21 protein-coding genes are annotated in these 19,710 nt (G+C 69.2%); 13 read left to right on the top strand and 8 right to left on the bottom strand.

Annotated elements, in window-relative coordinates; genetic code table 11:
* Positions 1-6: 6 nt before the first annotated feature.
* The 6 genes from cydB to ACFYRH_RS20040 all read left to right on the top strand — a co-directional run bounded on the left by cydB (position 7) and on the right by ACFYRH_RS20040 (position 7,144).
* The gene (cydB, locus tag ACFYRH_RS20065; protein WP_387776963.1) at positions 7-996 is read left to right on the top strand and encodes a cytochrome d ubiquinol oxidase subunit II; all 990 of its coding nucleotides are present in this window, start codon (positions 7-9) and stop codon (positions 994-996) included.
* The gene (cydD, locus tag ACFYRH_RS20060; protein WP_387776960.1) at positions 993-2,618 is read left to right on the top strand and encodes a thiol reductant ABC exporter subunit CydD; all 1,626 of its coding nucleotides are present in this window, start codon (positions 993-995) and stop codon (positions 2,616-2,618) included. Before cydB ends, cydD begins: the two co-directional genes overlap by 4 nt.
* A complete protein-coding gene (gene cydC / locus ACFYRH_RS20055; RefSeq protein ID WP_387776957.1) occupies positions 2,615-4,234 on the top strand; it encodes a thiol reductant ABC exporter subunit CydC in 1,620 nt (539 codons plus the stop codon). The genes cydD and cydC overlap by 4 nt, the downstream gene beginning before the upstream one ends.
* 43 nt (positions 4,235-4,277) lie before the next feature.
* The gene (gene ftsY, locus ACFYRH_RS20050; protein WP_387776954.1) at positions 4,278-5,486 is read left to right on the top strand and encodes a signal recognition particle-docking protein FtsY; all 1,209 of its coding nucleotides are present in this window, start codon (positions 4,278-4,280) and stop codon (positions 5,484-5,486) included.
* Between the two features lie 61 nt (positions 5,487-5,547).
* The gene (locus ACFYRH_RS20045) at positions 5,548-5,955 is read left to right on the top strand and encodes a YciI family protein (protein WP_387776951.1); all 408 of its coding nucleotides are present in this window, start codon (positions 5,548-5,550) and stop codon (positions 5,953-5,955) included.
* A complete protein-coding gene (locus ACFYRH_RS20040; RefSeq protein ID WP_387776948.1) occupies positions 5,933-7,144 on the top strand; it encodes an RNA polymerase sigma factor in 1,212 nt (403 codons plus the stop codon). The genes ACFYRH_RS20045 and ACFYRH_RS20040 overlap by 23 nt, the downstream gene beginning before the upstream one ends.
* Here ACFYRH_RS20040 and ACFYRH_RS20035 read toward each other — a convergent pair.
* Positions 7,141-8,100, bottom strand: coding sequence for an asparaginase (locus tag ACFYRH_RS20035; RefSeq protein WP_387776945.1), 960 nt, complete (start codon positions 8,098-8,100; stop codon positions 7,141-7,143). The genes ACFYRH_RS20040 and ACFYRH_RS20035 overlap by 4 nt on opposite strands.
* Positions 8,101-8,113: 13 nt before the next feature.
* The gene (locus ACFYRH_RS20030) at positions 8,114-8,698 is read right to left on the bottom strand and encodes a helix-turn-helix domain-containing protein (protein ID WP_387776942.1); all 585 of its coding nucleotides are present in this window, start codon (positions 8,696-8,698) and stop codon (positions 8,114-8,116) included.
* Positions 8,699-8,774: 76 nt separating this feature from the next.
* On the opposite strand from ACFYRH_RS20030, the gene ACFYRH_RS20025 reads away from it, so the two are divergent.
* Genes ACFYRH_RS20025 through ACFYRH_RS20015 form a run of 3 tightly spaced genes read left to right on the top strand, consistent with a single transcriptional unit; the run spans position 8,775 to position 10,377 of the window.
* Complete coding sequence (locus ACFYRH_RS20025; RefSeq protein WP_387776939.1) at positions 8,775-9,722, top strand: NAD(P)/FAD-dependent oxidoreductase; 948 nt, start codon at positions 8,775-8,777, stop codon at positions 9,720-9,722.
* Positions 9,723-9,748: 26 nt separating this feature from the next.
* Complete coding sequence (locus tag ACFYRH_RS20020) at positions 9,749-10,192, top strand: RNA polymerase sigma factor (protein WP_387776936.1); 444 nt, start codon at positions 9,749-9,751, stop codon at positions 10,190-10,192.
* On the top strand, positions 10,189-10,377 hold the full coding sequence (locus tag ACFYRH_RS20015; protein ID WP_387776933.1) for a hypothetical protein: 189 nt from the start codon (positions 10,189-10,191) through the stop codon (positions 10,375-10,377). The genes ACFYRH_RS20020 and ACFYRH_RS20015 overlap by 4 nt, the downstream gene beginning before the upstream one ends.
* Before the next feature lie 48 nt (positions 10,378-10,425).
* Here ACFYRH_RS20015 and ACFYRH_RS20010 read toward each other — a convergent pair whose 3' ends face one another.
* Positions 10,426-11,022, bottom strand: coding sequence for a TetR/AcrR family transcriptional regulator (locus tag ACFYRH_RS20010; RefSeq protein WP_387776930.1), 597 nt, complete (start codon positions 11,020-11,022; stop codon positions 10,426-10,428).
* 282 nt (positions 11,023-11,304) lie between these two features.
* Between ACFYRH_RS20010 and ACFYRH_RS20005 the strand changes: the two genes are divergently transcribed.
* From ACFYRH_RS20005 to ACFYRH_RS19990, 4 genes are all read left to right on the top strand, one after another.
* Positions 11,305-12,678, top strand: a complete 1,374-nt coding sequence (locus tag ACFYRH_RS20005; RefSeq protein WP_387776927.1) for an ammonium transporter — start codon at positions 11,305-11,307, stop codon at positions 12,676-12,678.
* Positions 12,675-13,013: a P-II family nitrogen regulator gene (locus ACFYRH_RS20000; protein ID WP_355483534.1), complete on the top strand. Its 339-nt coding sequence runs from the start codon at positions 12,675-12,677 to the stop codon at positions 13,011-13,013. Before ACFYRH_RS20005 ends, ACFYRH_RS20000 begins: the two co-directional genes overlap by 4 nt.
* Complete coding sequence (locus tag ACFYRH_RS19995) at positions 13,014-15,272, top strand: [protein-PII] uridylyltransferase (protein WP_387776924.1); 2,259 nt, start codon at positions 13,014-13,016, stop codon at positions 15,270-15,272. It abuts the gene before it with no gap.
* A 63-nt stretch (positions 15,273-15,335) separates the two neighbouring features.
* Positions 15,336-16,388, top strand: coding sequence for a DUF2332 domain-containing protein (locus ACFYRH_RS19990; protein WP_387776921.1), 1,053 nt, complete (start codon positions 15,336-15,338; stop codon positions 16,386-16,388).
* 27 nt (positions 16,389-16,415) lie between these two features.
* Here the strand turns inward: ACFYRH_RS19990 and ACFYRH_RS19985 are convergent, their stop codons facing one another.
* The 5 genes from ACFYRH_RS19985 to ACFYRH_RS19965 all read right to left on the bottom strand — a co-directional run bounded on the left by ACFYRH_RS19985 (position 16,416) and on the right by ACFYRH_RS19965 (position 19,499).
* Positions 16,416-17,156, bottom strand: coding sequence for an arginase family protein (locus tag ACFYRH_RS19985; RefSeq protein WP_387776918.1), 741 nt, complete (start codon positions 17,154-17,156; stop codon positions 16,416-16,418).
* Between the two features lie 223 nt (positions 17,157-17,379).
* A complete protein-coding gene (locus ACFYRH_RS19980; protein WP_387776915.1) occupies positions 17,380-17,538 on the bottom strand; it encodes a hypothetical protein in 159 nt (52 codons plus the stop codon).
* A 2-nt stretch (positions 17,539-17,540) separates the two neighbouring features.
* Positions 17,541-17,789: a hypothetical protein gene (locus ACFYRH_RS19975; RefSeq protein ID WP_387776912.1), complete on the bottom strand. Its 249-nt coding sequence runs from the start codon at positions 17,787-17,789 to the stop codon at positions 17,541-17,543.
* A gap of 194 nt (positions 17,790-17,983) precedes the next feature.
* Complete coding sequence (locus tag ACFYRH_RS19970) at positions 17,984-19,057, bottom strand: hypothetical protein (protein WP_387776909.1); 1,074 nt, start codon at positions 19,055-19,057, stop codon at positions 17,984-17,986.
* On the bottom strand, positions 19,050-19,499 hold the full coding sequence (locus tag ACFYRH_RS19965) for a hypothetical protein (RefSeq protein WP_387776906.1): 450 nt from the start codon (positions 19,497-19,499) through the stop codon (positions 19,050-19,052). Before ACFYRH_RS19965 ends, ACFYRH_RS19970 begins: the two co-directional genes overlap by 8 nt.
* Between the last annotated feature and the right edge of the window lie 211 nt (positions 19,500-19,710).

Genomic DNA, 19,710 nt, shown 5'->3' with positions numbered 1-19,710 from the left:
CTCGAGATGGAACTGACGACTGTGTGGTTCGTCGCGATCGCGGCGCTCTGGACCGGGTACTTCGTGCTCGAGGGCTTCGACTTCGGGGTCGGGATGCTGTACCGCGTGCTCGGCCGCAACGAGCCCGAACGCCGGGCCGCGATCAGCACGATCGGTCCGGTCTGGGACGGCAACGAGGTGTGGCTGATCATGGCCGGCGCCGCCACCTTCGCGGCGTTCCCGGAGTGGTACGCGACGCTGTTCAGCGGGTTCTACCTGCCATTGTTCGCGATCCTTGTCGGGCTGATCGTGCGCGGCGTCGCGCTGGAGTACCGCGGCAAGCGCGACGACGCGGTGTGGCGGTCCCGGATGGACATCATGATCGTGGTCGGTTCGGTGCTGCCGGCGCTGCTCTGGGGCGTTGCCTTCGGCAACATCGTGCGCGGCGTACCGCTGGACGCCGACCACGAGTACATCGGCGGCTTCGGCACCCTGCTGAACCCGTTCGCGTTACTCGGCGGGCTGACCTTCGTCGCGGTCTTCGTCACCCACGGCGCGATCTTCCTCGCGCTGCGCACCACGGACGACCTGCGGATCCGCGCGAACCGGCTCGCGACCCGAAGCGGTGTCGTCGCCGCGGTGCTCACGATCGCGTTCCTGGCCTGGGCCCAGGCGATCCGTGGCGACACGGTCTCGGTGGTCCTGACGATCGCGGCGGTCGTGGCGTTCGCCGGCGGGCTGGTCGCGAACGTGGTGCGCCGCGAGGGCTGGGCCTTCGTCGGTACGACGCTCGCGATCGGACTGGCCGTGGTGTCGTTGTTCGTCGCACTGTTCCCGGACGTGATGCCGTCGACGCTGGAGCCGGGTTCGACCCTCACCGCGGTCGAGGCCGCGTCCTCGGCGTACACGTTGAAGGCGATGACGATCATCACGGCGATCTTCTTCCCGCTGGTGCTGCTCTACCAGGGGTGGACGTACTGGGTGTTCCGTAAGCGCGTCATGGTCGCGGCGGCATGAAACCGCTCGACCCGCGGCTGCTCAAGAGAGCCAAGGGCGCACGTGTCTTCCTGGCGGCATCGGTCCTGATCGGTGTCGCCAGTGGGGCGCTGATCGTCGCGCAGGCTGTTCTTCTGGCCCACGGCATCGCCGGAGCGGTACTGCGGGGCGCCAGCGTGACCGCAGTGGCCTGGGGACTGGCCGCGGTGATCGCCGGACGCGCACTGCTCGTGTGGGCGCAGGAGGTAGTCGCTCAACGCGCTGCGGCCGCTGTGAAGTCGACACTGCGGCGACAGACGCTGGAGCACTCCCTGAAGCTCGGACCGGTCTGGTTGAGCGGTGAACGGAGCAGTGCGCTCACAACCCTGCTCACCAAGGGTCTTGACGACCTGGACCCGTACTTTGCTCGCTACCTCCCGCAGCTCGTACTCGCCGCAACTGTGCCGGCTGGCGTGATCGGCTGGATGGCTACTGGCGACCTGATCGCAGCCGGGACGGTACTGATTACCCTCCCGCTGATCCCGATCTTCATGGCGCTGATCGGTTGGGCGACCCAGGCGCGCAGCCGGCGGCGTCAGCATGCGTTGGCGGTGTTGGCTCACCACTTCGCCGACGTGGTCGGCGGGCTGACCACGCTGAAGCTGTTCGGTCGCGCCAAGGCGCAGGAGTCCGCCGTACGTCGGGTGACCGATGAGCACCGATCCGCGTCGATGGGAAGTCTGCGGTTGGCGTTCCTGTCCTCGTTCGCCTTGGAGCTGCTGGCCAGTATCTCGGTGGCGTTGGTTGCTGTCGGCGTCGGTCTGCGCCTGGTCGACGGCAAGCTCGGACTCGAGACCGCGCTGATGGTGCTGATCCTGGCTCCGGAGGCGTATCTGCCGCTGCGACAGGTCGGTCTGCAGTTCCACGCGAGCGCAGACGGTGTGGCGGCGAGCGAGGAGGTCTTCCGCGTGCTCGAGACGCCACTGCCGGAGCGTGGCGAGCGGACCGACGTACCGGATCTGCGGGTGACTCCGCTGCATCTGTACGACGTGACGGTGACCTACCCCGGGCGTGGGAAGCCGGCGTTGGACGGGTTCGAGCTGGAGCTGCGGCCGGGCGAGGTGGTGGCGCTGACCGGCCCGAGCGGAGCCGGTAAGTCCACTGCGTTGGCTGTGCTGCTGGGATTCGCCCAGCCGGAGCGGGGTGTGGTTGTGGCCGGTGGGAGCGCGGCGGACGAGTTCGATCCCGAGGTGTGGCGACAGCAGTTCGCCTGGGTACCGCAGCGTCCTGGGCTGCGCTCGGGGACTGTCGCCGACAACGTGCGACTGGGGCGGTCGGATGCGTCGGACGACGAGGTCCGGATGGCCCTCCTGACTGCTGGCGCCGGCGAGCTGGAGCTGGACAAGACGGTGGGGGAGCAGGGGGAGATGCTGTCGGGCGGCCAGCGGCGGCGGGTCGCGCTCGCCCGGGCGCTCATCACCGACGCCCCGGTCCTCCTCCTCGACGAGCCAACAGCTGGTCTGGACGCAGATACCGAGGCTGCAGTGGTCACCGGTCTGCGCGCCAGCGGTCGCACCGTCCTCATGGTCGCCCATCGCCCCGCGCTGATCGCCGCGGCTGACCGCACCGTCACCGTAGGAACCCGAGAGTTGGTGAACGCATGAAGGGATGGCAACTGGCCCGCCCGGAGCGTGGCGTGCGGTGGCGACTGCTGCTCGCTCTCGTGCTTGGCGTTGCGGCCGCCGGCTCGGCTGTCGCGCTGCTCGCGACTTCGGCCTGGCTGATCACCGCAGCGTCAGCGCAGCCGCCCGTACTGCTCCTGATGGTGCCGATCGTCGCAGTCCGCGCGTTCGGTGTCGGTCGCGGCGTCTTCCGGTACGTCGAACGCCTGGTCGGCCACGACGCGGCGTACCGGGTGTTGGGGGAGACGAGAGCTCGCATCACCGGACGCCTCGAGAAGATCGCGCCCGCTGGGCTCACCTCGCAGCGCAAGGGCGATCTGCTCGCCCGGCTCGTGCTGGACGTGGATGCGGTCCTCGACCTGTGGTTGCGGGTTCTTCTACCGGTGGCGGTCGCTGCGGTGACAGCTGCCGCCACAGTCGCGTTGCTCGCAGTCCTGCTGCCCGCAGCGGGTGCAGCCGTCGCGCTGGCGGTGCTGGTCGCGTGCACCGTCGTACCGTGGCTGACTGCCCGGACCGCCGAGCGGGCCGAGCGAAACATCGCAGGGGCTCGTGGGGACGTCGCAGCCACCACCACCGAGACTCTGCTGACTGCAGCTGACGTGGTGGCCTACAACGCGATCAACTCGGTGCTGGACGACTTCAGCCGCCGCGACGCCCGCCTGGCCGCCGCCGAACGCCGCTCCGCCTGGAGCACCGGCCTCGGCAGCGCTCTGCTCGTCCTGTGCATCGGGGGCGCCAGCGTGGCCGCACTGGTCCTCGGCAGTACGGCGAACATCACCGGCGCAGTCTTCGCCGTACTGGTCCTCACGCCGCTCGCTCTCGCCGACGTCCTCGGCGGCGTCCCTGCAGCCGCCCAGCTGGCCATCCGGGTACGGGCGTCACTCGCGAGAGTCCAGGAACTTGTCGACACGCCAGATCCCGTCACCGAGCCGACAGAACCGCAGCCACTCCCGACCGGACGCGACCTCCGGGTGAACCTGCTGCGAGTCGGGTACGACGACACCGACGTACTGAACGGCCTCAGCCTGGACATGCCGGCAGGGAGCCGCGTGGTGATCACAGGCCCGAGTGGCTCGGGCAAGAGCACGCTGGCCGCGGTTCTGCTGCGATTCCTCGAGCCGCGTGGTGGAGAGGTGCTGCTGGACGGCGTCGACCTGGCCCGGCTCGAAGGCGATCAGGTGCGGTCGGTCGTCGGCTTGCTGACCCAGGAGAGTCATGTGTTCGACACGAGCATCAGGGAGAACCTGCTGCTCGCGAAGCCTGGGGTGAGTGACCTGCAGCTCTGGAAGGCGCTCTACCGGGCCCGGCTCGGGACGTTCGTCGAGAAGCTGCCGGACGGGCTCGACACGATGGTCGGTGAGCACGGCGCGAAGCTGTCCGGTGGTGAGCGTCAGAGGCTGGCATTCGCCCGGCTCCTGCTCGCGGACCGCGACGTACTCGTGCTGGACGAGCCGACCGAGCACCTGGACGAGGAGACCGGGCGGGCACTGCTCGCCGATCTGTTCGCGGCGGCGGGCGACCGCACCCTGGTGCTGCTCACGCACCGGCCCGAGCTGGTGCCTCCTCACGGATCGCGACAACTGGTTTGCCTGACGTGACAAATGCGGGCGGCGGGCCGGGTGTCTGTCAAGATGGGGAACCGTGTTGACCCCACTGCTCATCTCGTTGCTCACCGACCAGGCCCTGATCACGATCGTCGTGGCGATCGCGGTCGTTCTGGTCGTCGGTACCTCCGGTCTGATCGTCGCCCGGCGCCGCCGGGCCGAGCTGCCGCCGGCCGCTCCGAAGCCCTCGGTCGAGGGTCCGGCAGACGGCTCGGTGGAGGCTGAGCCCAAGGTCGGTGAGGACGCCGAGGAACCGCGAGACACCCCGACGCGGACGCTCGAGGACACCGAGCTCCCCGAGCCGTCGGCCCCGACGGTCGAGAAGCCGGAGTCCGCGCAGGGCCGGCTGGTCCGGCTCCGGGCCCGCCTGGCCCGCTCGCAGGGGTCGCTCGGAAAGGGTCTACTCGCGCTGCTGTCCCGCGACAAGCTCGACGAGGAGGCGTGGGAGGACATCGAGACCACGCTGATCACCGCGGACGTCGGTGTCGCGCCGACGCAGGAGCTGGTCGAGAAGCTGCGCACCCGGATGCGCGTCGAGGGCACCGGCGCCGCGCAGGCCCGGGAGATCCTCCGCGAGGAACTGGTGAACCTGGTCGACCCGTCGATGGACCGCTCGCTCAAGGCGAGCCGGAAGGGCGACCAGCCCGCCGTCGTCCTGATGGTCGGCGTGAACGGCACTGGCAAGACCACCACCGTCGGCCGGCTGGCCCGGGTCCTGATCGCCGAGGACAAGCGCGTCGTGCTCGGCGCCGCTGACACCTTCCGTGCAGCTGCTGCCGACCAGCTGCAGACCTGGGGCGAGCGCGTCGGCGCCCGCACCGTGCGGGGTCCGGAGGGCGGCGACCCGGCCAGCATCGCGTTCGACTCGGTCAAGGAGGGGATCGCGGAGCAGGCAGACGTCGTCCTCGTCGACACCGCCGGCCGCCTGCACACCAAGACCGGCCTGATGGACGAGCTGGGCAAGGTGAAGCGCGTCATCGAGAAGTCCGCCGCGGTGGACGAGGTGCTGCTGGTCATCGACGCCACCACCGGTCAGAACGGTCTCACCCAGGCGCGCGTGTTCGCCGAGGTCATCGACGTCACCGGCCTGGTCCTGACCAAGCTGGACGGTACGGCGAAGGGCGGCATCGTGATCGCGGTGCAGCGCGAACTCGGCGTACCGGTGAAGCTGGTGGGTCTCGGTGAGGGGCCGGACGACCTGGCGCCCTTCGACCCGGAGCAGTTCGTCGACGCCCTGCTGGACTGATGTAGAGCACGGGCCAGCAGCTTCGTCTCCCAGGTGACAGGCTCAACGAGGAGGAGATGAGATGACCAAGTTCATGCTGCTGGTGAATCTGGACGGCGGGAACTGCGAGACGCCGATGCTGGAGTGGGACGAGGCCGATCTGAAGGCCCACATGAAGTTTCTGGACGACCACCTGGAGCGCCTGCGGCAGAGCGGCGAGCTGGTGGTCGCGCAGGCGCTGACGTGGCCGTCGCACGGCAAGGTGGTCCGGGCCGCCGACGTGAGCGCGCCGGTGCTGACCGACGGCCCGTACGCCGAGTCCAAGGAGGTGCTGGCCGGCTACCAGATCGTCGACGTGGACTCCGAGGAGCGGGCGATCGAGATCGCCGCCGAGCTGTCCTCCGCGCCGGGACCCAACGGCGTACCGATCGAACAGCCGATCGAGGTACGGCGGCTGATGGAGTCGGATGCGGACCTGCACGACTTCTGAACCGGATGATCAGCTGGAGGACCTGCTGCGGGAGCTCACGCCGCAGGTCCTCGGCGCCGTCGTCCGCTGGTCCGGTGACTTCGCGGCGGCCGAGGACGCCGTCCAGGAGGCATTGCTGGCGGCGGCAACGGCGTGGCCGCGGGACGGCCGTCCGGACAAGCCCAAGGCCTGGCTGATCCAGACGGCCTCACGGCGGTTCGTCGACGAGGTCCGACAGGAGCAGGCCCGCCGGCGTCGTGAGGAACGCGCGATGCTGCGCGAAGTACCGCGCGGAGAGGTCGAGGAGTACGACGACACGCTCCGCCTGCTGTTCCTGTGCTGCCACCCCGCGCTCACGCCGGCGTCCGCGATCGCGCTCACCCTGCGGGCGGTCGGCGGTCTGACCACGGCGGAGATCGCCACGGCGTACCTGGTGCCGGAGGCGACGATGGCGCAGCGGATCAGCCGGGCGAAGCAGAAACTCAAAGGCGCGAGCTTCGAGCTCGACGCCGACCCGGACCGGCTGCGCAACGTGTTGCATGTGCTCTATCTGATGTTCAACGAGGGCTACACGAGCAGCAGCGGGCCGGAGCTGCGCCGTGGTGACCTGTCCGCTGAGGCGATCCGGCTGACGCGCGCAGTACACGCGCAGCTGCCCGCTGACGGTCAGGTGACCGGACTGCTGGCTCTGATGCTGCTGACCGACGCACGGCGTGCTGCGCGGACCGGTGTGAGCGGTGAGCTCGTTCCACTGGCCGATCAGAACCGGGCCCTGTGGGATCGGGACTACATCACCGAGGGGGTGGCGCTCGCGATCGAGGCGTTCGGCACGCCGCCGTTGGGGGAGTACCAGATCCAGGCGGCCATCGCCGCGCTGCACGACGAGGTGGACCGCGCCGAGGACACCGACTGGCCGCAGATCCTCGCACTGTACGGACTCCTCGAGGACCTGTCCGGCAACCCGATGGTGAAACTCAACCGGGCGATCGCGGCCGCCATGGTCGACGGCCCCGACGCCGGGCTGAAGCTGCTCGAGCCGCTGGATGCCGAGCTGGCCGACCACTACCGCCTGGCCGCGACCCGCGGCCATCTGTACGAGATGCGGGGCGACCGGGCGGCCGCCGCCGAGTACTTCCGGACGGCGGCCCGCGGTACGACGAGCCTGCCGGAGCGCGACTACCTGATGACGAAGGCCGCGTCCCTGAACTAGGTGTACTGAGCGAATGCTCCCGGGATGTCCTCGTCCGTTGCCAGGAGCAACCGAAGCAGGACGCGCGCCTTGTACGGGTCGAGGAAGCCACCGTCGATCAGGCCGCGCTGCAGCAGATCCGCCTCCGAGCCGGGGGAGTGGTAGGTGTTGCGGACCACCGAACCAGCGCCGGTCCGCGACGTGAGGACGACCGGAATCCGCGCCGCCAGATCACCGAGCGCCGGAGCGAGGGCGGCCGGCACGTGACCGACTCCGTACCCGGCGACGACCAGGCCCTGATGGGTGTCGGCCAGTCCCTGCAGCAGTACGCCGTCGTCGTCCATCGTGACCGTGTAGAGCGCGACGCGAAGCTTGTCGAGCGTCGCGGGCTCCGCACTGCCCTGTACGCCGTCCAGCCGCAGCGGACGCGTGAGGACGCGGACCTGGTCCTCGACGACGTGGCCGATCGGGCCCGTGTTCGGTGACGCGAAGGTCGCCGTACTCGTGCTGTGGGTCTTGCGGACCCAGCGGGCCGCGTGGATCTCTTCCTTGAAGACGACCAGTGCGCCGAGGTCGCGGGCCGCGGGGGAGCCGGCCACACGCAGGGCGGCGAGCAGGTTGGCCGGGCCGTCCGGTCCGGCCAGCGTCGGGTTCCGCATCGCGCCGGTGAAGACCAGGGGCTGTGGGTGCGGCCAGACCAGGTCGGCAAGGAAGGCGCCCTCTTCGAGCGTGTCGGTGCCCTGGGTGACCACCACTCCGGCGGCGCCGGCGGCGACCGCCTTCGAGGCGGCGTCGACCACCTCGAGCAGCTTCGCGGCGGTGAGGTCGGCGCTCGGGATCTTCTCGATGTCCTGGATCTCGACCGCGTGGCCGAGCTCGTCCAGGCCGGGCATCGCGGCGGTCAGGTCGTCACCGCTCAGACGATGGGTTCCCGCCATCGAGATGGTCCCGCCCAGAGTGAACAACGCAATGCTCACCAGGTCTCTCCTGTCATGTGGTTCGCGCTCGGACGTGCATCCGCTCCCCCTGCGGGCCGTAAAGACATAGCACCTCGGTCGGTCCAGGGCCTGGGTTGGAGAACCAGTGCGGCACCCGGCAGTCGAACTCGGCCACCTCGCCCTCCTTGAGCACGAAGTCCTGGTCGCCGAGCTTCAGCCGGATCCGGCCGGACAGCACGTAGAACCAGTCGTAGCCCTCGTGGGTCTTCTGCACGACGTCGGTGCCCGGAAAGCCCTCCGGGAGGATCTGCTTGAACGCCTGCAGCCCACCCGGCCGCCGGCTCAGCGGGATGTGCACCGTGCCGTGCCGCTTGATCGGCCTGGCGTAGATGCGCGGGTCGCCGGTCGGCGGCGCGTCCACCAGCTCGTCCAGCTGCACCTGGTGGGCGCGGGCCAGCGGCAGCAGCAGCTCCAGCGTCGGCTTGCGGCCGCCGGACTCCAGCCGGGACAGCGTGCTGACCGAGATCCCGGTCGCCTCCGACAACTGGGCCAGCGTCGTCCCGCGCTCGATCCGGAGCGCGCGCAGCCGCGGCCCGACCGACTCGAGAACCTCGTCGAACGTCTCGGTGTTTGCCATACCAGCAACAATACTTGTCGAAAATGAAAACCACGACGCATCCTCGAGATATCCCTGAGAAACGAGGAGTCCCGAGATGACGACGTACGACGTGATCGTGATCGGTGGCGGTGCCGCCGGGCTGAGCGGTGCGCTCGCCCTGGTCCGGTTCCGCCGTTCGGTGCTGGTGATCGACGACGGCACCCCACGCAACGCGCCCGCCGAGGGCGTGCACAACTTCCTCACCCGCGACGGCACGCCGCCGGGCGAGATCTCCGCGATCGGGCGCCAGGAGGTGATCGGGTACGGCGGTGAGTTCGCCTCCGGCACCGTCACCACGGCCCGCAAGGACGAGGACGGTTTCACGGTCGAGCTGGCCGACGGTACGGCGTACCGCGGTCGGCGGCTGTTGGTGACGACCGGGCTGACCGACGTACTGCCCGACGTACCCGGGCTGGCGGAGCGGTGGGGGAAGGACGTGGTGCACTGCCCGTACTGCCACGGCTGGGAAGTGCAGGACCAGGCTATTGGTGTGCTGGCGACCAGTCCGATGGCGATCCACCAGGTGCAACTGTTCCGGCAGCTGAGTGACGACGTGACGCTGTTCCTGCACACTGCGCCGGAGCCGACCGAGGAGCAGTGGGAGGAGCTGGCTGCGCGCGGCATCTCCGTGGTGCAGGGCAAGGTCGAGCAGATCGAGGTGACCGACGACAGGATCACCGGTGTGCGGCTGGAGAGCGGCAAGGTCGTACCGCGGCAGGCTCTGGCGATTCAGACCACCATGCGGGCCCGTGCGGGCTTCCTGGCCGATCTGGGTCTGGAGGCGACGCAGGTCGAGTCGAACGGCGTCGACGTCGGCACTGCGGTCAAAGCGGACCCTATGGGCGCTACGGACGTTCCTGGGGTGTTCGCGGCAGGCAACGTGACGAATCCGACCGCTCAGGTGATGCCGTCCGCAGCAGCCGGCCTGATGGCCGCCGGGGGCCTCAACTTCGACCTGATCACCGAAGAGACGCGGCGGGCAGTAGCAGCACGCAGTAGTTGAGGAGTTGAATAGAGGCGGGAGGGTGGATGCGCGAAACGGTCGACCCGGATTTCGCCTCGTTCGTCGACGCGCGACAGGGCAGATGGCTCCGTACGACGTACCTCGTGTACGGCGACGTGAAGCGAGCAGAAGAGGTGCTGCTGCACGCCTTCCAGCAACTGTCGGTGCGGTGGACCCGGGTGGACGACCCGGACGCGTTCGTCCAGCCGCTGCTCTACCAACCGGCACTGCGACCCTGGAACCGGTCGAAGCCGTTCGTCGACGAGGACGACAAGGTGAAGCTGGCGCTGGCCGAGATGACGCCCGCGCAACGCACCGTGTTCGTGCTGTTGCACCTGGAGGAGCTCACCGAGTTCGAGGTGGCCGATCTGCTCGGTATGTCCCACACCGCCGTCCACGCCCACGCGATGGCGGCGTTCGGACGCTTCAAGACCGCGCTCGGCGCGGGGGACTGGCGGGACGCGCAATGAGGCGGGAGGACGTGCAGCCGTTGCTGCTGGCGGCGGCCGACCGGTTGCCGGAGACAGATCTCGCCGACGCGGCGTGGGCGGCCGGACTGCGGCTGCGGCGTCGCCGGCGCCGGGCGGCGGCGCTCTGCGTGGTGCTGGCGATCGTGGCGCTGATCGTCGCGTCGATCGTCATCGAGGTCAGCTGAGGACCTCGTCCCTCCGGCAGGGTCCAGGCCGGCGGGGACACTGCCGGGCTAGATCGCTCCGGCGGGTCCGTCGAGAACTGCCCGAAGTGTGACGTCGACCAGGCTTTCGGCGTCCTCGGGCGATGGCATCGGGCGCCCGGTGAGCGCCCGGACGACGAATACTCCCGCCATCCACTCCACCATCAGAACCGGGTCCGCGGTGTCGCGGATCGGTTCACCCCGGGATCTGGCCCGGTCCAGTGCTTCCTTGGTCAGTACGATCCGCCGGTCCAGGACTTTCCGGTAGATCTGTGCCGACCGCTGGTCGCGGTTCGCCTCGGTGACTGCGAGGCGGATGAGTGCCTGCCCCCTCTCGGTGTTGGCGAACAACAATGCCGTTCGGTAGACCTCGCGCAGGTCGCCGGCCAACGAGCCGGTGTCCGCGTCCGGGATCTCCAGGTCGAACAGGTCGGTCAGCGCGTCGTTCGCGAGTAACTCCTTGCTGGCCCACCGCCGGTAGATCGTCGCCTTGCCTACCCCCGCTGCCTCGGCGACGTCGTCCACCGTCATTCCGTCGAATCCCCGCTCCAGCAGCAGTTGTACGGCGTACCGGCGGATCCTCGGTTCCGCCTCCGGATCCCGTGGCCTGCCGCGGCGCGGTCTCACTGCATAACTTGGCTCCATTTCTCGTTCCCCAGGTCGGACGGGCGCAGTGGCGCAAATGCGGTCCCGTGTGGTCCAGGCCAGAGTGCCACATCCGGGCCCTTCGTGAGAGATGTCACCTCGATGTCACCTGGGAGCGTCCTTTGTCACATGCCTGAAACAAACGGACCGATCGGCTGAAACGGCGCGCCGACACCGTGTGCTGTGTGGCCGAGCGGCGGGCTCCCCGGCGTTGTGGAGACCTCCCGACTGAGGACGCCGGTCACCCCCAGTTCGATGGAAGGGATGACGTTGATGGAGATCAACGCCGGCGATACCGCCTGGGTTCTGGCCAGTGCCGCCCTGGTGATGCTGATGACCCCGGGCCTGGCTTTCTTCTACGGCGGCATGGTGCGCGTGAAGAGCGTGCTGAACATGATGATGATGAGTTTCATCACCATCGCCGTCGTCACCATCCTCTGGGTGGTGGTCGGCTATTCGCTGACATTCGCCGGTGACACCGGGCACGTGATCGGGAACTTCTCCGAGGTCGGCCTGAAGGGCCTGCTCGCGCCGGAGGCGGTGAGCGGGTCGACGCCCACGCTCGCGTTCGTCGCCTTCCAGATGATGTTCGCGATCATCACCCCGGCGCTGATCTCCGGTGCGATCGCCGACCGGGCGACGTTCCGCGGCTGGATCGTCTTCGTGGTGGGCTGGACCTGCCTGGTGTACTTCCCGGTCGCGCACTCGGTCTGGTTCCTGGACGACGGCAACGGCGGCTGGATCGGCGACAAGCTCAAGGCCATCGACTTCGCCGGTGGTACGGCGGTGCACGTGAACGCCGGTGCCGCGGCGCTGGCGCTGGCGATCGTGCTCGGCAAGCGGATCGGCTGGAAGAAGGACCCGATGCGGCCGCACAGCCTGCCGCTCGTGTTGCTCGGCGCCGGTCTGCTGTGGTTCGGCTGGTTCGGCTTCAACGCCGGCTCCGCGCTGACCGCCGGTACGACCGCCGCTGTGACCTTCGTGAACACCCAGGTCGCCACCGCCGCCGCCGTGATCGGCTGGCTGATCGTCGAGCGGTTGACACACGGCAAGGCCACCACGCTGGGTCTGGCGTCCGGTGCGGTCGCCGGTCTGGTCGCGATCACCCCGTCCTGTGGCGCGGTCACCCCGATCGGTGCGATCATCCTCGGCCTGCTCGCCGGTGCGATCTGCGCCTTCGCGGTCTCGCTGAAGTACAAGCTCGGCTTCGACGACTCGCTCGACGTGGTCGGTGTGCACCTGGTCGGCGGTCTGTTCGGTTCGCTGGCGATCGGTCTGCTCGGCTCCGCGGCGGCGCCGTCCGCGGTCAACGGCCTCTTCTACGGCGGCGGTGTCTCGCAGCTCGGCAAGCAGGCGCTGGCGAACGTGGTGGTCGGGGTCTACTCCTTCACCGTCGCGTTCATCCTCGGCAAGGTGATCGACAAGACGATCGGCTTCCGGATCAAGGAGGACGACGAGGTCACCGGTGTCGACCAGGTCGAGCACGCGGAGACGGCGTACGACTACCTGAGCGCCGCGGGCCTGCGTGGTGCGCTGTCGGCCCGGCCCGTCGCTGCGGCGGCGGCCGACGGCAAGGACAATGGAGCCACGGAGACGCCCGAGAAGGTCGCGTCCGACAAAGAAGAGGCGAACGCATGAAGCTGATCACCGCGGTGGTCAAGCCGCACAAGCTGGAGGACGTCCGGGCCGCCCTGGAGACGTTCGGTGTCACCGGCATGACGGTCACCGAGGCGAGCGGCTACGGCCGGCAGAAGGGCCACACCGAGGTCTACCGCGGCGCGGAGTACGAGGTGGACCTGGTCCCGAAGGTCCGGCTCGAGGTAGTCGTCGAGGACGGCGACAGCGCCGACGTGACCGACGTGATCGTGAAGGCCGCGCAGACCGGCAAGATCGGTGACGGAAAGGTCTGGGTCACCCCGGTGGAGACGATCGTCCGGGTCCGGACCGGCGAGCTGGACGGAGACGCACTCTAGATGGTCGATCGGGCAGAGCAACGGCGCGTTCGGGCCGAAGAGGCCGATGCGCTGCTGCAACTGCTGCTCGCGAAGGCATGCGACGCCCTCGGTGTACCTACCGAGGGCGTCGCCCTCGTCGCTGTGGGCGGCTACGGGCGGGAGGAGCTGTCGCCGTACAGCGATCTCGACGTGATGCTCGTGCACAGCGAGGGGTACCCGCGGATCGACGAGCTGGCCGCCCAGATCTGGTACCCGCTATGGGACTCGCGGACCAAACTGGACCACAGCGTGCGCACCCTGGCCGACGCGCAGCAGGCTGCCGCCGCCGACGACCGGGTGGCTCTCGGGCTGCTGGACGCTCGGCATGTCGCAGGGGACTCGCACCTGACGCTGCAGCTGCGGTCGGTGCTGATGGCGGACTGGCGGCGTACTGCGAAGTCCCGGCTGCCCGGACTGGCCCAGGCGTGTCGTGACCGCGCCTCCACGGTCGGAGAGCTCGCGCATCTCGCCGAGCCCGACCTGAAGGAGGCGTACGGCGGGTTGCGGGACGCCGTAGTGCTGCGCGCACTGGTCGCGTCGTGGCTGGTCGACGTACCGCATCCGGTCGTGGAGCGTGCGCGGCGGGACCTGCTCGAGGTTCGCGACGCACTGCATGAGGTAGCCGGTCGGGCGACGGATCGGTTGGTGGCCGACCTGGCGGGCGAGGTGGCCGCCGCCATCGGTTTGTCGGGGCGGGACGAGTTGCTGCGGCACGTGTACGCGACGGGCCGGACGCTCGCCCACGTGTGCGATGTGTCGTGGCGGCGGGTCGAGAGCCTCATGACGAAGCCGCCGCGGTCGCGACGTCGTCAACGGACCGGCGGGCCGCTGCTGCTCGCGCTGGACGAGGGAGTGGGCCAGCACGAGGGCGAGGTCGTGCTGATGCCGGACGCGCGCCCGGAGCGGGACGCCGTACTCGGTCTGCGGGCTGCTGCTGTCGCTGCGGATCGTGAGCTCGTACTGTCGCCGGCTGTCTGCGGACGGCTGGCGCTGAAGGCCGCTGACCTGCCAGACCCCTGGCCGGGGGAGGCGCGGCGACTGCTGTGCGCACTGCTCGGTGCGGGCAGCGGACTGCTCGAAGTGTGGGAGGGGCTGGACCAGGCCGGCTACATCTCGCGGCTCCTGCCCGAGTGGGACGCGGTGCGCTTCCGGCCACCGCAATCGGCGATCCACCGGTTCACTGTCGACCGGCATCTGCTGGAGACCTGCGTCGAGGCGTCTTCGATGGTGCGCGACGTACGGCGACCAGACCTGTTGCTGGTGGCCGCTTTGCTGCATGACCTTGGGAAGGCCGTCGACGGCGACCACAGCGTCACTGGTGCGGCTATTGCGGCGAAGGTGGCGCGGCGGTTCGGGTTCAGCGAGCAGGACGCGGACGTCATCACGCTGCTGGTCCGGCAGCACCTGATGCTCGCCCAGGTCGCGACGCGACGGGACCTGGAAGACCCGATGACCGTGGACATGGTCGCGGGCATCGTCCGGACCACCGAGGCGCTGGACCTGCTGGAGGCGCTGACGTACGCCGACGCGCGGGCGGCCGGCCCGGCCGCGTCGTCGCCGTGGCGGATGCGGCTCGTGGGCGAGCTGTGCCGGCGGGTCCGTGGTGAGCTCTCAGGCGGTGGCGAGGGCATGTGGAACGACGCCCCACCGATTCCGGTGCCCGTGCTGCACCAGGTGGTCGGCGTAGGGCGGCTCGGCGTCACCGTGTCCGACCATCACGGCGATCTGCGCGTGAACGTCGCCGTACCGGACCAAGTGGGGACGCTGTCGACTGTGGCCGCCGTACTCGCTGTGGAGCGGCTGGCGGTCCGGTCTGCTGTCATCACGGCCGTTGAAGGACTGGGCATCTCGCAGTGGACCGTTGCCGGCTCACCTCCTGATCCGGTGCGCCTACGGGACCGTCTGGCCGTGGCGCTGCGTGACTCGACGGACGTCGTACGGCGGCTTGCTGCCAGGGACTCCGCCGCACCACGGGTTGCCAGCAGAGTGGACCTGCTCCCGGACGCGTCCGAAACCGCCACCGTCCTGCAGGTGCGAGCGCACGACCGTCCAGCCCTGCTGTACGACGTGACTGCGGCCATAGCGGCGACCGGCGCGGACATCCGCTCGGCACACGTCAGCACGCTCGGTGCGGAGTGCGTGGACGTGTTCTACCTGACCGACAGTCATGGCGCGCCGCTCGAACCGGAGGACGCGCGAACGACGGCCAAGTCGGTACTCGATCGCCTGACCTTCTAGGCCGTGTCTGGCAATTCCCCGCCTACTGCGCGGAATTGCCAGACACGGCCTAATCTCACCTACGTGGATGTCGTAACGGCTCTTCAGCGACAAGCGACCGCCTGCGAGGACCTCGGGTCCCCGATGTATGCCGAACTGCTTCGGCTGCTCGTGGACGACTACGAGGTCGGCGGGGTGACTGTCGAAGTGCTCGCTGATTATGAGGACCGGTCGTTCGGTGAGGCGGTCGCTCTGCGCCTGCTGGGCGCAGTACACGGTCTCGTGCTGTCGGGGACGGTGCCGGAGCTGGCGGCGTTCTACCCGAGCGTGGGCGGCAGTTGGGACCCGGTGCTCGGGTGGGAGGCGTTCGAGCAGGTGCTGCGGTCGCGGCTGGGGGAGGTGCGGTCGCTACTGACCCAACCGCCGCAGACGAACGAGGTCGGCCGGTCCGGTGCGCTGTACGGCGGCCTGCTGCGGCTGGTCGAGACGCTGCCGCTGCCGGTGCGGCTGTTCGAGATCGGTGCGTCAGCTGGGTTGAATCTGCGCGCGGACCGATACCGGTACGTGGCCGATGGAACGTCGTACGGACCGGAGGACAGCCCGGTGGTGTTCGACCCGGCGTGGAGCGGTCCGGTGCCTTCGGTGGACCTGCGGATCGCGGAGCGGGTCGGCTGCGACATCGCGCCGGTCAACCCGTTGACGGACGACGGTGCGCTCACGCTGACATCGTACGTGTGGCCGGACATGGTCGACCGGCTGGAGCGGCTGCGGGGGGCATTGGTGGTCGCGCGCGACGTGCCGGCCGACGTACGGCGGGAGGACGCGGTCTCGTTCCTGCGCGCGCTGGAGCTGTCGGAGGGGCACGTCACGGTCGTGTGGCACTCGATCATGTGGCAGTACCTGCGCCGACCCGACCGGTCCGCGATCGAGCAGCGGCTGGAAGAGCTCGGCGCTCAGGCCACTCCGGCAGCGCCACTGGCCCACCTCAGCCTCGAGCCGCATGCAGTGATCACCCATGAGCGCGGACAGGACGGGTGGGAGTACCGCATCGACCTACAGACCTGGCCAGGCGGCCACAAGCGCTCCCTGGGCACCGCCTCCCCACACGGCCAAGAACTGCTCTGGAACCCCAGCTGAGGCTGCCCGTGGTTGCTCGTCGGATGGTCAGGTGAGCGCGGCGACCAAGGTGTCGGTGAGTTCGGCCGCGTAGGTGCCGTCCGGGTCGAGGTCGGGGTCGAAAATGCCGATATCGAAGCCGACGCACTTCGGCGACGCGAGCAGCGGCCGCAGCAGTGCGCGCAGCTGCTCGTGGTCGATGCCACCCGGATCCGGGCTGTCGACCGCCGGCATGATCGCGGCGTCCAGGATGTCCACGTCCAGATGCACCCAGAACCCGTCGAGTTCGTCCCGGTCGAGATGCTCCAACGTCCCGCGCGCCGCACCGGCCGGGTCCTCCGCGACCCGCGCCGCGGGGTACACCGGGATCCCCGCCTTCTCGACGTCCGCGACGTACTCGTCGTCCGCCCGGATCCCGAGCAGCACCGCGTCGGTGTCCCGCGTATACGGTCCGAGACCCTCGAGATCCGTCAGGTCCGCTTGCCCCCGCCCGGTGACCAACGCCAGCGCCTCACCACCGGCGGCTCCGACGTACGGCGCGTTGTCGACCGTCCGGAAGTCCGAGTGGCCGTCGAGATACACCACGCCGTACCGCCCCCGCCGTTTCAATGCCAACGTCGGCGCCAGCAGGTTGCTGCACTCACCGCCGAGCAGCACCACGAACTTCCCCTGCCCCAGAAACCCGTCCAGCCGATCCGCCAGCCGCGCCGTGTACGCCGCCATCGCCGCCGCGTTGAACACGCCGTCCCCAGGCTTCCAGTCACCCCGGTCGTACCGCGGCGGTGTCACCGACCCACCGTCCTCCGCCCCGATTCGCCCGAGGAACCCCTGATCCCGCACAGCCCCCGCCAACTTGTAACACCCCGGCACCGCCCCTACCACCGGCGGCCGCAACCCCAAGTTCGAAACCCCATCCACCACGACCCGCCGCACGCCAACCCCTAACCATTAAATCCATTTCGACTGGTTAGATCGTGGTGGTGCGGAGGTCGCTTGTCAACGCAGCGACCTGTCAGCGCTCATTGCCGTTCGGCTGCTCCGCCGAGGTTGTCGCGCGATCGAGCAACGCGTTGCCGGCCTGGTCTGCGAAGGACCTGAAGTCGTCGATCGTGCTGATCTCGGCAAACGCCTCGTTGAAGGCGACCGGAACGATGTCCTCGCTCTCGGGCACGGTCAGCTGCCGGTCGCCGGCGACTCGTCCCAGGGCGCGCCGTCGGCGAGGAGCTGCTCCGACGACTCGAGCCCTCGGGTCAACGCGCGAATCGCGGTGCTGTCGGAACCGGCTCGATCCGCGATCGCCCAGATCTCCTGCCGAGCGCGCGCGAACGCCGCCAGCCGCTCTTCCCTGGTGCCGTGCTCCAGGTCCGCGGAGTCCAGGACCCGCAACGCTTCCGCCATCTCCGCCGACTGTCCGCTGCCCATCTGCCACCCTCCCACCGCGTCAACCGTTCCCGGAACAGTAACCGTCCGTAAGCCCACTCATCCGGAGCGAGCCGCAGACACCGTCTCCGGCGCCCGGACAACGAGCGAGTCCTCGTCGTACCGGTGGTGCTCGTGGGTCCTCGGAGACAATTGGTCGCCTGCGGGCGGTTATGTTCCGCAAAGTCGGGCGGCAGCTAGCCTCGGCTGGATCCGGGGCCGTGTTGTGGCGGGCGGTGGGGGGACACATCGCGCGAGGTCGCCGACGTACGAGCGGCCGCGCGGGACCCATCACCCAATGACGGGGTTCGCCCTGTGGCTCCAGCAGCCGGTGCCAGACCACTCAGGAACCTCGCCGCCTCCACATCCTGCCGAGCGCTCGTGGGCGCCGTCGCGTCCCTCGGCGGCTCGCCACCGCCCACCTCACCCTCACGCGCCACGCCGGCGATCTTGCGCGCCCCGTTCTCACGTGGTGCGCCGTCGGCCTGGACGCCGAGATCGGGGTGTGGGCCGCGACGCCGGATCTCGTCCACCTTCGCGTTGAGCGCCTGTCCGATCTCGCCGGCCACCTGCCGCCCGGCTTCAGGTGAGCGCCCGGCGAGTGACTCCCACTGCGGATGCAGCATCGTGCTGATCAGCTCACGCCGCACGGCCTGCCGATCCGGGCCCTCGGGCGGAGCGACCTCCTGCAGCCGATTGTGTACGACGCCCTCCGCCAACTGATCGAAGTGCATCACCGCCGGCCCCTCGTGCAGCCGCCCCACCAACTGCTGCCGATCCACGGACGGCCCGGAAACCTGATGAATCAGATCATTGGTCGCCGCGTACGCGCCGGACAGCCGAGTGTTGTCGAACTTCACGGGTGGGTATCCGGACATCCTGTTGAAGGCCTGGAAGTCCGTCGCGGCCCGGACCGCCGCCAAGCCGTCGTGCAGTCCTCGCGACTGTGTGGTCTGAACAGCGTTGGGTTCGCCGGGCGCTTCTATTGTCATCCCGGCATGGGTTGCACGTTCCAGGACCTTTGCCAGCGCGAGCGACTGCAACTCCGAATCCGTGGCATGATCCCGGGACAGCCCCTCACGCAGGATCCGCTCGTGGATCCCGATCGCGCCTGTCTGATGGTCGAAGCCGCCGTGTTCGCTCGTCGCGTACAGCTCACGGTTCCAGAGATCAACGCCGGTCGGTCTGAGCTGCCTCGCGAGGTCGTACAGCCGGCTGAACTCGCGGTAGGTCGGCGAGTTCTCGGGGACCCGTTGCCCCGACTCAGCCATCAGCCGAAGGGAAGGGCGTGTCGGTCAACGGGAACGGTGGGTTGCGCAGCCAGTTCTCCAGCGACTCCAGATCTTCCGTCAGCACACGGATGGCCCATTCCTCGTCCTTGTCCGCGCGGTCGGCGATGTCCCAGATCCTGCGGCGACCGTCCTCGAGCATCGCGATCTGCTCCTCGCTGGTGCCCTTCGGCGGATACACCGCGATGTGGATCCGCTCGGCCTCGCGGTACAGCTCGCTGCGCTCCGGTGGCGGAGGTGGTGGGACGGCGAGGTCGTCGACGAGCTGGGTGGTCCAGGTGCGGTCGTGGTCCGAGGCGTCGTCCGGAATCAGGGCCCGCAGTTTCTCCTGCTCGGAGGCCAGGTCCGTCGGTTTCCCGCTGCGGTGAACGCGGTCGTACGCGCGGTTGAACGCCACGTTGAAGGCGGGGATGTCGAGAGGCATCGGCGTGGTCTCCTTGGCGTACTGGTCGACAGCGTCGGATCCAAGCTAGCGGGACCGAGGCCCGCCCCGCGGCCGTTATCCACAGGTGTCGGCCCAGCGGGTACGTCGGATCGCGCGGCGACAGACCGCGGTCGTTGCCGCCGGAGTTATCCACAGGTTGGGAGGCCGGTAGACTCGGGGAGTTCATCGCTTCGAGGAAACGGACTGTTTC

The sequence above is a fragment of the Kribbella sp. NPDC004875 genome (assembly GCF_042873375.1).
GTDB lineage: Bacteria > Actinomycetota > Actinomycetes > Propionibacteriales > Kribbellaceae > Kribbella.
Note: the sequence above shows the minus strand (reverse complement) of the source record. Positions and strands in the feature narration are given on the sequence as shown.

Bases quoted from the DNA above. Each gene is read 5' to 3' on its own strand.
- ACFYRH_RS20030 (WP_387776942.1), bottom strand. From the start codon at position 8,698: ATGGCAAACACCGAGACGTTCGACGAGGTTCTCGAGTCGGTCGGGCCG.
- ACFYRH_RS20020 (WP_387776936.1), top strand. From the start codon at position 9,749: ATGCGCGAAACGGTCGACCCGGATTTCGCCTCGTTCGTCGACGCGCGA.
- ACFYRH_RS20005 (WP_387776927.1), top strand. From the start codon at position 11,305: ATGACGTTGATGGAGATCAACGCCGGCGATACCGCCTGGGTTCTGGCC.
- ACFYRH_RS20015 (WP_387776933.1), top strand. From the start codon at position 10,189: ATGAGGCGGGAGGACGTGCAGCCGTTGCTGCTGGCGGCGGCCGACCGG.
- ACFYRH_RS20045 (WP_387776951.1), top strand. From the start codon at position 5,548: ATGACCAAGTTCATGCTGCTGGTGAATCTGGACGGCGGGAACTGCGAG.
- ACFYRH_RS19965 (WP_387776906.1), bottom strand. From the start codon at position 19,499: ATGCCTCTCGACATCCCCGCCTTCAACGTGGCGTTCAACCGCGCGTAC.
- ACFYRH_RS20000 (WP_355483534.1), top strand. From the start codon at position 12,675: ATGAAGCTGATCACCGCGGTGGTCAAGCCGCACAAGCTGGAGGACGTC.
- cydB (WP_387776963.1), top strand. From the start codon at position 7: ATGGAACTGACGACTGTGTGGTTCGTCGCGATCGCGGCGCTCTGGACC.
- ACFYRH_RS20040 (WP_387776948.1), top strand. From the start codon at position 5,933: ATGCGGACCTGCACGACTTCTGAACCGGATGATCAGCTGGAGGACCTG.
- cydC (WP_387776957.1), top strand. From the start codon at position 2,615: ATGAAGGGATGGCAACTGGCCCGCCCGGAGCGTGGCGTGCGGTGGCGA.
- ACFYRH_RS19975 (WP_387776912.1), bottom strand. From the start codon at position 17,789: ATGGGCAGCGGACAGTCGGCGGAGATGGCGGAAGCGTTGCGGGTCCTG.
- ACFYRH_RS19995 (WP_387776924.1), top strand. From the start codon at position 13,014: ATGGTCGATCGGGCAGAGCAACGGCGCGTTCGGGCCGAAGAGGCCGAT.
- ACFYRH_RS20025 (WP_387776939.1), top strand. From the start codon at position 8,775: ATGACGACGTACGACGTGATCGTGATCGGTGGCGGTGCCGCCGGGCTG.
- cydD (WP_387776960.1), top strand. From the start codon at position 993: ATGAAACCGCTCGACCCGCGGCTGCTCAAGAGAGCCAAGGGCGCACGT.
- ACFYRH_RS19970 (WP_387776909.1), bottom strand. From the start codon at position 19,057: ATGGCTGAGTCGGGGCAACGGGTCCCCGAGAACTCGCCGACCTACCGC.